Genomic DNA, 14,930 nt, shown 5'->3' on the forward strand with positions numbered 1-14,930 from the left:
GAAGGCAAAGGCATCCCCTTCACCACCTGGGCCGGTTGGTACCGCCTCGACGCCCACGAACGCTCCCTCGGCGAACCCGAAGGCCGCGAGCGCGTCAAGGTCGTCGAACGCGAAGACATGCTGCGCGCCAGCGAGCCGCACAAGGTCTGATCGTCCCGCGGCGACCGACTCCGCTGCCGCGGCAGCATCCCCGGTGATGGTCGTTGTGGCAGCGGAAAATCCGACACTGAGGCATTCTGTACAAGTGTTCGATGCCCACCTGCACATCTTCGACCCGCGGTTCCCGCTGGCCGAGAACGAGGGCTACCTGCCCGAGCCGTTCACCGTCGCGGACTACCGCAAGCGCATGTCGCGGTTCGACATCAGTGGCGGCGCGGTGGTCAGCGGGTCGTTCCAGGGCACGGATCAGAGCTACCTGAAGGCCGCCCTCGCCGAGCTGGGCGAGGGTTGGGTCGGCGTCACCCGTCTCGACTTGGACGCCACCGACGAGGAGATCATCGAGCTGGATCGCATCGGCGTGCGCGCGTTGCGGTTCAACCTCAAACGCGCGGCCGCCGACATCACCGGGATGACGTTGCAAGCGCTGCGAGCGCATGAATTGGCCGGTTGGCACGTCGAGGTCTACATCGACGGCACGATGCTCGCGTCACTGCAACCCGTCATCTCCAAGCTGCCCGCGCTGTCGGTCGACCATCTCGGCATGTCCGAGGAGGGGCTGCCGTTCCTGCTCGATCTCGTCGATCGCGGTGCGCGGGTCAAGGCAACGGGTTTCGGCCGGGTCGCCATGAACGTCGCCAACACGCTGCGCCGTGTCCATGCGGTGAACCCCGAAGCGCTCATGTTCGGCAGCGATCTGCCCGGCACCCGGGCGGGACGCCCGTTTCAGGACTCGGACGTCGATCTGCTCTGTGACGTGGTCGGCGCCGACATGCATGCGGTGCTCGAGGACAACGCGCGCGCGTTCTACCGGCTTCCCGCTCGCGAGCGGACTGTCACCATCGACCCGGCCCCGACGCTGCCGCTGCATCGCCCGGAACCGCCGACACTCCGGCTGCGCCGCGACGAATTGCCCGGCAGCCGAGCCGGAGACACGATTCCGTTCCCCGCCATCGACCGCTGACGTTCAGGCGGCGATCGCGCCGGCGACCCAGACGCCGGTGGCAAGTAACGCGCCGAAGAGTTCGATGAGGATGGACAGGCCGACGCCCTTCAGCGCGTGACCCGTTGCCCGCCACGCCTCTTGGTTGACGCGCAGCCGGTGGAGTTCCGAAAGATACACGCCGAGAACGAAGCCGGCGAACAGGCCGACGACCGGGATCACGAAGAACCCGACAATGCCGAGAATCGCGCCGAGGAAGATCGCGCGATTGGACACCCCCGCTTCCTTCATCTTGCGTCCCGGCCAGGTGTATTTGACGACCCCGGAAAGCGCCAGCAGCAACGTGCTGATCGCGAAAACGGTCCACGCGGTGGCTCCGCCGGTCATGAAGGCCCAGACCGCGATGGCGCCGAAGATCAGGATGACACCCGGCAGGATCGGCACGACGATCCCGATGAGGCCGACCAGGATCACCAGGCCGACGACCACTTCACCCCACACGCTCACTGACGGTTCCTCCCGTTTCCCGCGAATCTCGCGCTGCTGGGATTGTGGCGCACCGGCGTTGTCCGCGCACAGCGAAGGTTCCGGTCCAGCGGAGCGGCAGTCATCGGGCGGCGCTGGACCGGAAGAATTGACAGTATGCTGTCAAATATGACAGGATACTGTCATGACCACGAAGACAGTGCACATGGCCGTTTACGACACTCTCGCCGACTGGGAGGTGGGCGCGGCCACCGCGCACATCAACAAGCCGAGCTGGCATCGGGAGCCGGGAACCTGGCAGGTCAAGACGGTCGGGCTGACCGAGGAGCCGATCACGACGATGGGCGGGATGCGGATCGTGCCGGATGTCGTGCTCGCCGATCTCACGCCCGCTGACAGCGCGATGCTGATCCTGCCGGGCGCCGAGACGTGGATGGGGCCGGAGCTGGACGCGTTCGGGGAGAAGGCGCGCGAGTTCGTGGCCGCGGGCGTTCCGGTCGCCGCGATCTGCGGCGCGACTTTCGGGCTGGCCAAGCAGGGCCTGCTCGACAACCGCAGGCACACCAGCAATGTCGCGGAATTCCTGCTCTACAGCGGGTATTCGGGTGCCGAGCATTATGTCCAGGAGCCTGCCGTCACCGACGGTGACGTGATCACGGCCAGCGCGAGCGCGCCGTTCGAGTTCGCGCGCGAGGTGCTGGGCAGGCTCGGGGTGTACGAGCCGCATGTGCTGGACGGCTGGTACCGGCTGTTCGCGCACGCCGATCCGGAAGGATGGGCGGTGCTCGAGGCGTACGACGCGCAGCATGCGTGAGCGAGCGCCCGCGAGCGAACAACGGACACAGCGCGCCGTTGCGCACGACCCGGTCGGCAGGGAGGTGGAGCATGGACCGTGAACAGGAGTTGTTCGCCACGGCGGCGATCACGTCGTTCCGTTTGAACGGCCAGTTCCTCGCGGTGGCCGAGGAACTGGCGCGACCGGCGGGTTTGACCGCCGCTTGGTGGCAGGTGCTGGGCGCGGTGCTGCGCACGCCGTTGCCCGTCGCGGGGATCGCCCGCGAAATGGGCATCACCCGCCAGAGCGTGCAGCGCATCGCGGACCTTTTGGTGGACAAGGGACTTGCCGAATACCGGCCCAATCCCGCCCACCGCCGCGCGAAACTCGTCGCAGTCACCGACGCGGGCCTTGCCGCGGTCCGGCGCATCAACCCGCAACACGCGGCGATGTCCAAACGCCTCGCCGCCGAACTCGGCCCCGAACAACTCGCACTGACCGTCGATGTACTCACCAAGCTCTCCGTTGCCATGGACGCGATCACCACGGCCGACGACTAGGCAGTGTCTCGAAGTCGAGCAGGGGTTGAGGGCGGGCGTGAGCCCGCCCTCAACCGTTACCGACCTATAGATTGATGGCGGCGATGTGGAGCGTGGCCTGGTACCGGACGGCGAGTTCGTCGAATCTGATCGCCACGGCCCGATGTTCGAGCTGGCCGGTGGATCTGGGCGGCGGGCTGGGACCGGCGCGATCGGTGACTCGCCAGCACAGGCCGGAGCATCCCGTATCGCGCAGGTGATTTCGGCGCGAGCTTGAAAGTCCCGAGCGCACCGCTTGCCCCGGTGCGGGTTCAAACAATTTTCACCCAGGACCTGGTTGCCGTTCCTTTGAAGGAACCACAGGTTCGCAAGGTTGTCGGAGTTGCTGGTGACCAGGAGGTCACCGGCTTGCCGTCGACGATCCCGACCGGGTCGTCGAGTTGAACGGTCGGGATCAGGCGGAGTTGCGCCGCGTTGTGCGCGGTGAAGACGCCCCCCGCTTGCTGGGCCCCGGGGTCAGGGACAATCGCTCCACCACCGACGCCGACAACTCCGGGCCCGCCGGGACCAGGGGCTTTGTTCCAGCGCCCGCCGTCCTCGTGGTTGGGATCATCTGTTCTTTCGGTAGTTCCGCGCAATAAGGACGGTCGAGGTCAGGCCGGTTGCGAGGTGGAGGGCGCGCCGGATTGATTCGGATGTCCCATGGCTCGGCTTGCTGGCCCAGGCGTGAATTGCCCGCTGCTCACCGGGCAGGACTGGTGCAGGCAAGGCATTGCGCATGCTGTAGCCGTGAATGGGCAGTTGCCTCCGAAGGCTCCCAGGTGTAGTCGCTCTTCGTTCGGTGTCGCACCTGAGTGGAATGATCGCCTTCGTGGTGAGCTCTAAGGCCACTCGGACACAGGCAAGCTGCCCCGTCATGGTGGGCGCGACAGAGCGAGGCGGGATTTGACATGCGTAGAACAGGCTCACCGCAGCTGGCGTTCAACTTCGTCCCGGTCCGATTCTCGGCAGAGCAGTTCGATGGAGGGCTGGTCCAGTACGAGTCACATGATCAACTGAACAGCCTCCGCGTCAAGCTGGAGGGCACACATGTAGTTTCCAGGACCCGGGGCGGGATTGCTTGTATCCCGATAGATGACGACGCCGACTTGCACGGCACACCGACCACCTTCGTAACCCGCGAATACCAGAGGTTGACAATGCGTCTGGTGCAGGAGGCGCTGCTGAGGACGGTTCTGGATTGGGGTTACAGGTTGCGCAGGCGCGTCCCGCCGACCTTCGTGTCGCGAATGCAGCGCAAGGACCTGCTCGAACCGCAGGGGCGTGGTCGAGTTCAGGACCTTCTCGGGAATCTCCATGTGTTCCCCCAGTGGGTTCTGGACAGCAGGGCGGTCGGTCCGTCGAACCGTCCAGGGATCATCATCGGCTTGAAGACTCGGTATGAGATCGACATGACGGTGGCGGAGTTGATCGAACGCGGCCTCTCGGTAGAGGGCTTGTATGTACTCGCCGAAGACAGCACACGCGAGTCGTTTTCGTGGATGGACCAGTATGCGTCCCGGAGAAACGTAGGTGCTGTAGATCATGTCGACGGCACCGACCTAGTGCTTCGTGATGCGCCCCGGATTGGACGCGTCCCAGCGGCTGAGGCGTGGCTGGAGGGCCGCCGCGACGTCTTCACCACGGTGTTGACTGCTCTCGCGGGGGCAGATGGTACGCGGATCGCACGAGAGCTGGAACGAGCAACCTTCGACTTACTGGGGGCGTTCGGCCGCTACGAGAAGACTGTTGACATCGCGGGTCGCCTCGCAAGGCGTGGGCCGCTGAGTATCGCGCGCGGTCTGTCAGTGGTTCTCGAGCGGCCGGTCGGATCGAGTAACGACGGTGGCCGGGCGGTCCAGTGGAGCTTCTACGATTCTCCGGTATTCCAGTTCGACCAATCGGGGGACAAGACGGACCGATCCGCAGACCGTGGCCTCGATGAGTACGGGCCCTTCGACGTCGAGTTCTTTGCCAAGAAGAAGCCCCGGATCGCGATCATCACACCCCGGGTCCACAAGGGCATCGTGGAGAACTTCGTGAACAAGTTCCTTCATGGGGTGCAGGGCGAACGTGTGTACAGCCAGGGTTTCGTCCGTAAATACCGTCTGGGCGATTGCATCCCGACCATGCATGCATTCGATGGAGCCGTCACGGACGCTGGTGCATACCGAGAGGCGTGCCGTGGCGCCCTCCGAGCGGGCGACGTCGATCTCGCTTTAGTGATCACAAGCGAAGCTCAGGTGCATCTGAGTGGCGACGACAGTCCCTACCTCGTCGCCAAGTCGACCTTCATGGGCCAGGGCGTTCCAGTTCAGGAGGTGAAGATCGAAACAGCGCGGCTGAGCAAGCTCGCCTACCCTCTCAACAGCATCGCTTTGGCGTGCTACGCCAAGCTTGGTGGCGTTCCGTTCGTGATCGCTGCTCCGCGCCCTCTTGCGCAGGAGTTGGTGATCGGTATCGGCAGGCTCATGTCAAGGCGAGTCGACTGTCCGAGCCGGAGCGGGTCGTAGGTATCACGACTGTGTTCAGCGCGGATGGTAACTACCTGTTGTCGAATACCTCCCGTGAGGCGAACTACGACGACTACCCCCGAGAACTCCTACGCTCACTGACCGAGTGCATCGAGGACATCAAGAGGCGTAATGCCTGGCAGCGGGGCGATGAACTTCGGCTGGTGTTCCACGTTTTCAAGCCCCTGAAGGATATTGAGGCCGATGCGGTCAAGGAACTCGTCGACAGCCTGACCCGGCAGTACGCCCGGGTCGAGTTCGCGTTCGTGCATGTGAGCACCGAACACGAGTGGGTGATGTTCGATCGCGCTAGCTCAGGCAACGTGTACCAGCGGACAGGCGGTCAGAGTAAGGGCTACTACGTACCGGATCGCGGCTTCGCCGTGCCTATCGGAACAACTGACATGCTGCTGTCGGTCACCGGGCCGATGGATCTGAAGAGTGCGGTTCATGCTGTACCCAAACCGTTGCTGCTTCACCTTCACCGACAGTCCACGTTCACCGACATGGAGTACCTGGCGCGGCAGGTTTTCCGGTTCACCTCGATGTCGTGGCGCACCATGTACCCCTCCAACGAACCGGTCACGATCCTGTACTCCGACCTGATTGCCGATCTTCTCGGCCACCTGCGACATGTCCGGAACTGGAATGCCGACGCTGTCGCCACCACGTTGCGCACCAGCAGGTGGTTCCTGTGACGACCTCGGGGCGTCACAACCCCTCGGATATCACCGGAGAACTCCTCGGTACCCGGATCGCGAACCTCGAGGACATCGTCCAACGCGCGAACCTGCCCGGGAACCTCGACGGCTTGCTGGCTCACCACATCCTCAGCGATCGCTACGGCAGCATCGCATGGAACGTGAACCCTATGACCCCGGAGTGGTTGGCAGACAACAAGGACCGGCTGGTGTTCGCCGCAGGTCTGGCGATTCTCGGCTATGGGCTCACCGGGTTCTCGTCGATCGAGTCCGCAACGGGTCGGCAACACCTGAAAGACGGCCTGCCCAACCTCATGCGCAGGAATCCCTTCGAAGCCGACGGTGTCACCTTTGTGAACGATCCCTGCCAGGTCGTCGGAATCGCTCTCGCTGTCAACGCCGTCCATGAGGACCTGCCCAAGGCACGCGCCTGGCTTGCCGGAGTGCTTCATGATCCTCAACTGAGACCAGCCACACCATTACTGGGGATATTCCAGCAACGCGCCCGCCAGATTATCGAGGCACCGGGCGATTTCAATCCTCACTTTCGTGCCATCTCTGATCCTGTGGAACTGGCCGGATGGCACTGGCTGGCAACCCATCCTGAAAGCCGGGTCCTGAAAGACGCCGAGGAGCTTCAGGACGTTCGATCGCGCCTAGTCAGCGGACTAATTCTCAGTGGAGCCGAGTCGGCATCGGCAACGCGTGCCGCTCTTCTGTTGGAGGCCGTGTCACGCATCGTCACCACGAGTGTCTATGACTTCGTATTGAGTACCAGCCATGTCGGCGTGCTGCTGGGACGATTCAGCGACGCCATGCGCCAATGGCGTTACGACGGCGACAACCTCACCAATCCCATCCGATGGCCGATTACCCAGGAACGCGAGGTTCAGAACATTCTCTGGTTGATCCTCCGGCCCGTATTCGATGATTTAATCGACGAAGAGACACTTCGAAAATTCGGACACAGCACCTATCGAGCAGATTTCGCGATTCCTTCCCTCGGACTGCTCATCGAAGTCAAGTACGCACGTAGGGCATCAGACTTCAAAGATTTCGAGAAGGAGATTGCCGAGGACTACGTCGCATACCTCACCGACAACCATCCGTACAAGAAGCTCGCCGTGTTCATCTACGACGAATCCTGCTCCGTACAGGAACACGGAACCACCCGCAACGCATTGATCAAGCTTCCCCACATTACCGACGTCGTCATTGCTTCGCGACCCAGCCACATCCCCGCCCCACCGCGTACCCGCCGCGAGTAGGCACGGCTCTTTCCAGCCGCTGACGAGTCCTCCATCCGTCGATTGCCTCTCGTCGGTCTCGTGCCGAGTGGTCATTTCCGTCCTGCTCGGGAATCAGCAGGGTGTGTAACCGGGGGCGGGTGGACTGTGATGACGGTGGCAGATAAACATCCATCGAAGGTCGCGATGTCACGTGCACGTCACCCTCACACAGGGAAGATGCTCCTTGGCACCGAGATCGCCGAGTTCGGCGACTCGTGGCCGAACCCGTTGGCCTGCTACCCGAAACGTTGAGGCGCGCGGGTGCACTCGGTGGCAGAGGTGCCTCGCACCGAGAACTCGCACGGGCGCACTGCATATTTCGCGCGCAACCTCACGTGGTGGCCGACCCAATGATCACAGCCTGCACTGTCTGTACAACCTCGGTCAGGTCATCACGGTCCGCGCCGCGCGGTGGAGTCGTACAGCGTGCGGACGATGCCGGCCTCGGTCAGGTCGGCGTCCTTCTCGGCGAAGAGCAGATCGACCAGCAGCCGGATCGCGTCCGGCGCGGCCGAGGCGGCATCGGTGCGCTTCTTCTGCTCCAGCAGTCGCGCGAGACGATCGTGACTGTCTTGGCGCGGGTTGGCCAGTCCGGCTCTCACGATCTTGGAGACGGACTGGAATTCGCGGTAGATCTCCTCCTCGCGCCGACGCGATCTCGGCCGCGTCCCCGCCTTCCTGGGCTTTGGTGAGCAGTCCCTTGGCGGCCGACCAGCGGCGGCGGGCAGCTATCTGCTGGCCGACGAGGTTGTCTGCCGGGCGGTGTTGCCGAGGGCTTCGGCGTCGTTGACGGCCACGATGCCGCGCCTTCGGCGGGTTCGCGGTTGGCGCATCCACCAGTGCGTCGATCTCAAGGACGCCGATCCGCGCCAAAACAACCCGGAGACACTCCTCACCCGACTTCGAGACACGACCTAGCGGGTGCGACGGCTGGTTCGTGGCCGACCGAGCTCGGCCGCCGAGCAGTGCTTGCCACTGCACGGCCCCGACGACTGATCTGGCTCGCCGCGGCAGTTGCCTTACTCTGCTCGCCGATTTCGTGGACCCACTACTGGGTGTGGATGATCCCCGCACTCATGTGGGCCTGGCGCGCCATGCGCCACCTGGCTCTGGTGATCCGGGCTGGTGTGCCCGCACTACTCACCGGCGATCTCACACTCGAGATGGCCGCGGCCAGCCTTGCTGGAAGTATGCTGCACTCGTGGTCGAAACCGTCTCCGGTACTGCGAACTCAGGTAGCCGCTCGCTTCCAGCTGTAACCCCGGCGGACATCTCGATGCGGCCCGGTCAAGCCGTGAACGGGGACTTGGTTTTTCCGATCAGGTCGGCGACGGAGTCCACCACCATGGTGGGGCGGTAGGGGTATGCCTCGAAGGACGCGCGGGTGGAGATGCCGGAGGTGACCAGGATGGTGCGCATCCCTGCTTCCAGGCCGGAGATGACGTCGGTGTCCATCCGGTCGCCGATCATCACGGTGGACTGGGAATGGGCGCCGATGCGGCGCAGCGCGGAACGCATCATCAGCGGGTTCGGCTTGCCGACGTAATACGGCTCGCGGCCGGTGGCGCGGGTGATCAGCGCCGCCACGGACCCGGTCGCGGGCAGCGAGCCCTCGCGGGACGGGCCGGTCGGGTCCGGGTTGGTCGCGATGAAACGGGCGCCACGCTCGACCAGCCGGATCGCTGTGGTGATCGCCTCGAAGGAGTAGGTCCGGGTCTCGCCGAGCACCACGTAATCGGGCTGGCTGTCGGTGAGCACGTAGCCGATCTCGTGCAGCGCCGTGGTGAGCCCGGATTCGCCGACGACGTAAGCGGTTCCGTTGGGGCGCTGATCGTTCAGGAAGGTGGCGGTGGCCAGCGCGGAGGTCCAGATCGCCTCCTCCGGGATGTCGAGCCCGGTGTGTCGTAGCCGCGCCTGGAGGTCCCGCGGCGTGCGAATCGAATTGTTCGTCAGCACCAAGAACGGCGTCTCGTTGGCACGCAGCTCGGCAAGGAACTCGTCGGCGCCGGGTATGAGGTGGTCCTCGTGCACCAACACCCCGTCCATATCGGTCAGGTAGGACAGGATCGGTTCGTCTTCAGCAGTCACGCGGCCATTATCCGCTATCGGCCCGCAACCGAAACGGGAACGATCAACATGCCGCCGCGCCGGGCGATTCCGGCGAAATACCGCGCCCGGGCCATGGCGCTCTCATGCTGCGGCCGGGCACGGCGGGAGCATCACCTGGCGACGGCGAAGATCATCCACGGCAGGCCGTCCGCACCGCACGACGACCGGGTGGCTACTGTCGAGGGCGGATCGCGATGGCGGCGAAACGATACGCGAGGAGCGTGGCAGATGAGCGAACTCAAGCTCGGATACAAGGCATCGGCGGAGCAGTTCGGCCCCCGTGAACTCGTGGAGATCGCGGTGCTGGCCGAGGAACACGGCCTGGACAGCGCCACCGTGAGCGACCACTTCCAGCCGTGGCGGCACAAGGGCGGGCACGCGCCGTTCTCGCTGGCCTGGATGGCGGCGGTCGGCGAGCGCACCCAGCGCATCCTGCTGGGCACCTCGGTGCTCACCCCGACCTTCCGCTACAACCCGGCGGTGATCGCACAGGCGTTCGCGACCATGGGCTGCCTGTACCCGGATCGCGTCATGCTCGGGGTGGGCACCGGCGAGGCGCTCAACGAGATCGCCACCGGGTACACCGGCGAGTGGCCGGAATTCAAGGAGCGTTTCGCCCGCCTGCGCGAGGCCGTCGACCTGATGCGCGCGCTGTGGACCGGCGACCGCGTCGACTTCGACGGCGAGTACTACAAGACCGTCGGCGCGTCCATCTACGACGTGCCCAAGGGCGGCATCCCGATCTATATCGCCGCGGGCGGTCCGCTGGTCGCGCGGTATGCCGGACGCGCGGGTGACGGTTTCATCTGCACCTCGGGCAAGGGCATGGACCTCTACACCGAGAAACTGATGCCCGCGGTCGCGGAGGGCGCGGCGAAGGCGGGCCGCAGCGTCGGCGACATCGACCGGATGATCGAGATCAAGATCTCCTACGACACCGATCCGGAACTGGCGTTGGAGAACACCCGCTTCTGGGCCCCGCTCTCGCTGACCGCGGAGCAGAAGCACAGCATCACCGACCCGATCGAGATGGAAGCCGCCGCCGACGCGCTGCCGATCGAGCAGATCGCCAAGCGCTGGATCGTCGCCAGTGACCCCGATCAGGCCGTGGAACAGATCAAGCCCTACCTCGACGCCGGCCTCAACCACCTCGTGTTCCACGCCCCCGGCCACGACCAGCGCCGTTTCCTCGACCTCTTCCAGCGCGACTTGGCCCCCCGCCTGCGCGCCCTCGCCTGAGCCGGCTGTGGTTGCGTTATAGAACTGGCATCGAGGGGAGTCGAATGGCGGTTGTAGCGGTGGTTCGAGCCGCTATTTCACTACCCTCGATCGGACGAAGCGCTCTCGCTGGGCCGGTTATGCCCGGCGGAGGGCGAAGATGCGCAGGTCGCGTGTGGTGCGGGAGCGGTAGGCGGCGTAGGCGGCGGTGACTTCCACGAAACGGCTGAAGATGGCGTCTTTGTCGGGTCCGTCGACGGGGGTGGCGGTGACGTCGATGCGCTGGCCCGCGATCGCCACCGTCGCGGTGGGGTTCGCCAGCAGGTTGGCGGTCCAGGCGGGGTGGTGTGCCTGGCCGAAATTGCTGCCGACCACGTAGAGCGTGTCGCCGTCGTGCACGTAGAGCAGGGGCTGGGTGCGCGGCTGACCGGACTTGCGGCCGATGGTGGTGAGCAGGATGACCGGCGCGCCGATCGGGCCGAGCAGGGTGTATTTGGCGTCGGTGCGTTCCAGGATCGCCCGGTCCAGCGGGGTGATGGCGCGGATGAACCGGGAACCCGGCTTCGTCGCCGCCAATCGGCTTGCCGCGCGGGCCAAAAGGTTGGTGTTCGAACCCCACTGCCGATCCGGGAACTGCTCAGCCATGCCCGGACTATAGCGGGCAGGGTCTCCGGTGGGCGGAAAGTGGCGAGAACGCTCGGCTTGTGTGACGGGCAACTCGGCTGGACCGGTGCCCGCGTGACGTCGGCGGGTAGGTGGCATCCTCGCCCTGACCGGCGATCGTTCGGTCGCGACCGAGTCGGATAGCCGTGTGTTCACTAAGCTCACGGACATGGCCGACAACGCTCCCTCAGCCGTCTACATCGCGTCCCCGGAAGGCGACACGGGCAAATCGACGGTGGCTCTCGGAGTACTGCAGATGCTGTGCGCCACCACGGCACGGGTCGGGGTGTTCCGGCCGATCACGCGCTCGACCACTGAGCCCGACTACGTCCTGGAGCTGCTGCTCGAGCACAGCACCGCGGACGTCGACTACAAGCAGGCCATCGGCACCACCTACGAGCAGGTGCACGCCGACCCGGACGCGGCGATCAGCGAGATCGTCCTGCGCTTCCACGAGGTCGCGAAGATGTGCGACGCGGTGGTCGTGGTCGGCAGCGACTACACCGACGTGGCCAGCCCCAGCGAGCTGCGTTTCAACGCCAGGATCGCGGTCAACCTGGGCGCCCCCGTGCTGCTGGTGGTGCGCGGCGCGGGCCGCACCCCGGACGAGGTGAAGCAGCTGGCCGAACTGTGCGCGGCCGAGTTGTCCCACGAGCACGCGCAGTTGGTCGCCATCATCGCCAACCGCTGCGACCCGCGCCGGTTGGCGGAGGTCTGCGCGTCGCTGCGCGGGTTCGACGTCCCGTCCTGGACCCTGCCCGAGGTCCCGCTGCTGATCGCGCCGACCATGGCCGAGCTGTGCGCGGCGATCGACGGCGAAATGTACAGCGGCGACCCGGAGTTGCTGCACCGTGAGGCGCTGCAGATCATGGTCGGCGGCATGACGGCCGAGCACATCCTGGAGCGGCTGTCCGAGGGCGTCGTGGTGATCGCACCGGGAGACCGGTCGGACGTGCTGCTCAGCGTGGTGAACGCGCATGAGGCGGAAGGCTTTCCGTCGCTGTCGGGCATCATCATGAACGGCGGCCTGCTGCCGCATCCCGCGGTGGCGCGGCTGATGACCGGCCTCAAGCCCAAGCTGCCGATCCTCACCACCGAACTCGGCACCTACGACACCGCGGGCGCGGCCTACCGCACCCGCGGCCGCATGTCCGCGGGCAACCCGCGCAAGGTCGACACCGCGCTCGCGCTGATGGAGCAGCACGTCGAAGCGGAGGAACTGTTGCGGCGCATCGACATTCCGCCCAGCTCGGTGGTCACTCCGGAGATGTTCGAATACCAGCTCATCGAGCGCGCGCGGGCCGACCGCAAACGCATCGTGCTGCCCGAGGGCGACGACGACCGCATCCTGCGCGCGGCGGGCCGGGTGCTCCAGCGCAAGATCGCCGACCTGGTCATCCTCGGCGACGAGATCGCGGTGCGCGCCCGCGCCGCCGAACTCGGCGTGGACATCTCGGCCGCGCAGGTGCTCGATCCGCGCAGCTCCGGCTACCTGGACGAGTTCGCCGCCGAGTACGCGGAGCTGCGCAAGCACAAGGGCATGACGCTGGAGCGGGCCCGTGAAACCATTGCCGACATCTCGTACTTCGGCACCATGATGGTGTACCGGGGGATCGCGGACGGCATGGTCTCCGGTGCGGCGCACACCACCGCGCACACCATCCGGCCGTCGTTGGAGATCATCAAGACGGTGCCGGGCGTCGCGACCGTCTCCAGCGTGTTCCTCATGTGCCTGGCCGACCGGGTGCTCGCCTACGGCGACTGCGCCGTCGTGCCGGACCCGACCTCGCAGCAACTGGCCGATATCGCGATCTCGTCCGCGGCGACCGCCGCCCGCTTCGGTATCGAGCCCCGGGTGGCGATGCTGTCCTACTCGACCGGCGAATCCGGCAGTGGCGCGGACGTGGACAAGGTGCGCGTCGCGACCAAGCTGGTGCGTGAGCGCGCGCCGGAACTGCCGGTGGAAGGCCCGATCCAGTACGACGCCGCGATCGAGCCGACCGTCGCCGACGCCAAGCTGCCGGACTCCGAGGTCGCGGGCCGGGCGACGGTGTTCGTGTTTCCCGATCTGAATACCGGCAACAACACTTACAAGGCGGTACAGCGCAGCGCGGGTGCGATCGCGATCGGACCCGTGCTGCAAGGTCTGCGCAAGCCGGTCAACGACTTGTCCCGCGGCGCCCTCGTGGCCGACATCGTCAACACCGTGGCGATCACGGCCATCCAGGCACAGGAGGGGTGATGGAGCAGGACCTGGTGCTGGTGATCAACTCCGGCTCGTCGTCCATCAAATATCAACTCCTCGACCCGGAGTCGAGCGTGGTCGCCGCGTCCGGGATCGTGGAGCGGATCGGCGAAGACGACGGGAGGATCGAGCATCACGCCGACGGCGAGACCACCGAGCGTCCCGGGCGGATCGCCGACCACACAGCGGGACTGCGCTTGGTCTTCGACGCGTTCTCCGCGACGGGACACGATTTGGTGGGGGAGGGGGTGCGCGCGGTCGGTCATCGGGTGGTGCACGGCGGCGAGGTGTTCTACCAGCCCACACTGATCGATGACGCGGTAGTCGCCGCGATCGCCGATCTCTCCGTGCTTGCGCCGCTGCACAATCCGGCCAATGTGGCCGGTATCGAGAGCGCCCGTGCGTTATTGCCGGGGGTGCCGCAGGTCGCGGTATTCGACACCGCGTTCTTCCACAGCCTGCCTGCCGCCGCGAAGACTTACGCGATCGACGCCAAAGTCGCCGCCGCCCACGGTATCCGAAAGTACGGATTCCACGGCACGTCCCACGAGTACGTGTCCGGCCGGGTTGCCGAGCTGCTCGGGCGGGACTCCGCCGAGCTGAATCAGATCATCTTCCATTTGGGCAACGGCGCGTCGGCCTCCGCCTTGCGCGGCGGTCGCCCGATCGACACCACGATGGGCCTCACGCCGCTGGAAGGGCTGGTGATGGGCACCAGGTCGGGTGATCTGGATCCGGGCATCGTGCCGCACCTGGTGCGGTCGGCGCATCTGGACATCGACCAGGTCGACACCCTGCTCAACCGGGATTCCGGGATCAAGGGGCTGTCCGGCGTGAACGATTTCCGCGAGTTGCGGCGCCTCATCGAGAGTGGGGACCAGGCCGCCCGGCTGGCCTACGACGTGTACATCCACCGGTTGCGGCGTTACCTCGGGGCGTACCTGATCGAGCTCGGCGGCGTGGACGCGATCACCTTCACCGCCGGGGTCGGCGAGAACAGCCCGCAGGTGCGCGCCGACGCCCTCGCCGATCTCGCTCGGTTCGGCATCGAAGTGGACCAGGCCGAGAATTCCGCGAAAGGCCATGGTGCCCGGCGTATTTCCCCTCCTGACGCACCGATCGCTGTGCTGGTCGTGCCGACCAACGAGGAGTTGGCGATCGCGCGCGCCGCGCGGCAGGTGGTCGCCGAACTCGAACTCGGTCGATCCTGATGCTGTCGGGCCGGGTCCGCGGCCGGAGCGGGATGACCGCGTC

Annotated in this window: 14 protein-coding genes and 1 pseudogene; 11 read left to right on the top strand and 4 right to left on the bottom strand. The window is 65.6% G+C overall.

Translation table 11 applies throughout. The features are described from left to right. A pseudogene (locus IU459_RS09435) lies at positions 1–150 on the top strand (pyridine nucleotide-disulfide oxidoreductase); the annotation flags it as partial. A gap of 94 nt (positions 151–244) precedes the next feature. Further along, positions 245–1,120 carry an amidohydrolase family protein gene (locus IU459_RS09440; protein ID WP_195129109.1) on the top strand — a complete coding sequence of 292 codons (876 nt, stop codon included), beginning with the start codon at positions 245–247 and terminating at the stop codon, positions 1,118–1,120. A gap of 3 nt (positions 1,121–1,123) precedes the next feature. On the opposite strand, the gene IU459_RS09445 is transcribed toward IU459_RS09440, so the two are convergent. Next, positions 1,124–1,606 carry a DUF456 domain-containing protein gene (locus IU459_RS09445; protein ID WP_195129110.1) on the bottom strand — a complete coding sequence of 161 codons (483 nt, stop codon included), beginning with the start codon at positions 1,604–1,606 and terminating at the stop codon, positions 1,124–1,126. Between the two features lie 163 nt (positions 1,607–1,769). Here IU459_RS09445 and IU459_RS09450 point away from each other — a divergent pair, with 163 nt between their 5' ends. The 5 genes from IU459_RS09450 (at position 1,770) to IU459_RS39295 (ending at position 7,420) form a co-directional block, all read left to right on the top strand. Further along, positions 1,770–2,399: a type 1 glutamine amidotransferase family protein gene (locus IU459_RS09450; RefSeq protein WP_195129111.1), complete on the top strand. Its 630-nt coding sequence runs from the start codon at positions 1,770–1,772 to the stop codon at positions 2,397–2,399. Positions 2,400–2,470: 71 nt separating this feature from the next. Further along, entirely contained in the window at positions 2,471–2,920 is a 450-nt protein-coding gene (locus IU459_RS09455) for a MarR family winged helix-turn-helix transcriptional regulator (RefSeq protein WP_195129112.1), read from the top strand. 929 nt (positions 2,921–3,849) lie between these two features. Then, positions 3,850–5,451: a hypothetical protein gene (locus IU459_RS09460; RefSeq protein WP_195129113.1), complete on the top strand. Its 1,602-nt coding sequence runs from the start codon at positions 3,850–3,852 to the stop codon at positions 5,449–5,451. 11 nt (positions 5,452–5,462) lie between these two features. Beyond that, positions 5,463–6,149, top strand: a complete 687-nt coding sequence (locus IU459_RS09465; protein ID WP_195129114.1) for a hypothetical protein — start codon at positions 5,463–5,465, stop codon at positions 6,147–6,149. Continuing rightward, on the top strand, positions 6,146–7,420 hold the full coding sequence (locus IU459_RS39295; RefSeq protein WP_195129115.1) for a hypothetical protein: 1,275 nt from the start codon (positions 6,146–6,148) through the stop codon (positions 7,418–7,420). The genes IU459_RS09465 and IU459_RS39295 overlap by 4 nt, the downstream gene beginning before the upstream one ends. Before the next feature lie 413 nt (positions 7,421–7,833). Here the strand turns inward: IU459_RS39295 and IU459_RS09475 are convergent, their stop codons facing one another. Continuing rightward, positions 7,834–8,043 (bottom strand): hypothetical protein, encoded by a 210-nt coding sequence (locus IU459_RS09475; protein WP_195129427.1) that lies wholly within the window; start codon positions 8,041–8,043, stop codon positions 7,834–7,836. A gap of 459 nt (positions 8,044–8,502) precedes the next feature. Here IU459_RS09475 and IU459_RS09480 point away from each other — a divergent pair, with 459 nt between their 5' ends. Beyond that, on the top strand, positions 8,503–8,700 hold the full coding sequence (locus IU459_RS09480; protein WP_195129116.1) for a hypothetical protein: 198 nt from the start codon (positions 8,503–8,505) through the stop codon (positions 8,698–8,700). 28 nt (positions 8,701–8,728) lie between these two features. On the opposite strand, the gene IU459_RS09485 is transcribed toward IU459_RS09480, so the two are convergent. Beyond that, complete coding sequence (locus IU459_RS09485; protein WP_195129117.1) at positions 8,729–9,529, bottom strand: HAD-IIA family hydrolase; 801 nt, start codon at positions 9,527–9,529, stop codon at positions 8,729–8,731. 249 nt (positions 9,530–9,778) lie between these two features. On the opposite strand from IU459_RS09485, the gene fgd reads away from it, so the two are divergent. Then, the gene (fgd, locus tag IU459_RS09490) at positions 9,779–10,789 is read left to right on the top strand and encodes a glucose-6-phosphate dehydrogenase (coenzyme-F420) (protein WP_195129118.1); all 1,011 of its coding nucleotides are present in this window, start codon (positions 9,779–9,781) and stop codon (positions 10,787–10,789) included. 117 nt (positions 10,790–10,906) lie between these two features. Here the strand turns inward: fgd and IU459_RS09495 are convergent, their stop codons facing one another. Next, entirely contained in the window at positions 10,907–11,413 is a 507-nt protein-coding gene (locus IU459_RS09495) for a nitroreductase family deazaflavin-dependent oxidoreductase (protein ID WP_195129119.1), read from the bottom strand. A 187-nt stretch (positions 11,414–11,600) separates the two neighbouring features. Between IU459_RS09495 and pta the strand changes: the two genes are divergently transcribed. Both pta and IU459_RS09505 read left to right on the top strand, forming a co-directional pair. Continuing rightward, entirely contained in the window at positions 11,601–13,673 is a 2,073-nt protein-coding gene (gene pta / locus IU459_RS09500; RefSeq protein WP_195129120.1) for a phosphate acetyltransferase, read from the top strand. Further along, entirely contained in the window at positions 13,673–14,887 is a 1,215-nt protein-coding gene (locus IU459_RS09505; protein WP_195129121.1) for an acetate kinase, read from the top strand. The genes pta and IU459_RS09505 overlap by 1 nt, the downstream gene beginning before the upstream one ends. Positions 14,888–14,930: the final 43 nt, after the last annotated feature.

It is taken from the genome of Nocardia amamiensis, from assembly GCF_015477605.1.
GTDB classification, from domain to species: domain Bacteria; phylum Actinomycetota; class Actinomycetes; order Mycobacteriales; family Mycobacteriaceae; genus Nocardia; species Nocardia amamiensis_A.

Coding starts and splice junctions, on each gene's coding strand:
- IU459_RS09505 (WP_195129121.1), top strand. CDS start 13,673: ATGGAGCAGGACCTGGTGCTGGTGATCAACTCCGGCTCGTCGTCCATC.
- pta (WP_195129120.1), top strand. CDS start 11,601: ATGGCCGACAACGCTCCCTCAGCCGTCTACATCGCGTCCCCGGAAGGC.
- IU459_RS09460 (WP_195129113.1), top strand. CDS start 3,850: ATGCGTAGAACAGGCTCACCGCAGCTGGCGTTCAACTTCGTCCCGGTC.
- fgd (WP_195129118.1), top strand. CDS start 9,779: ATGAGCGAACTCAAGCTCGGATACAAGGCATCGGCGGAGCAGTTCGGC.
- IU459_RS09495 (WP_195129119.1), bottom strand. CDS start 11,413: ATGGCTGAGCAGTTCCCGGATCGGCAGTGGGGTTCGAACACCAACCTT.
- IU459_RS09450 (WP_195129111.1), top strand. CDS start 1,770: ATGACCACGAAGACAGTGCACATGGCCGTTTACGACACTCTCGCCGAC.
- IU459_RS09480 (WP_195129116.1), top strand. CDS start 8,503: ATGATCCCCGCACTCATGTGGGCCTGGCGCGCCATGCGCCACCTGGCT.
- IU459_RS09455 (WP_195129112.1), top strand. CDS start 2,471: ATGGACCGTGAACAGGAGTTGTTCGCCACGGCGGCGATCACGTCGTTC.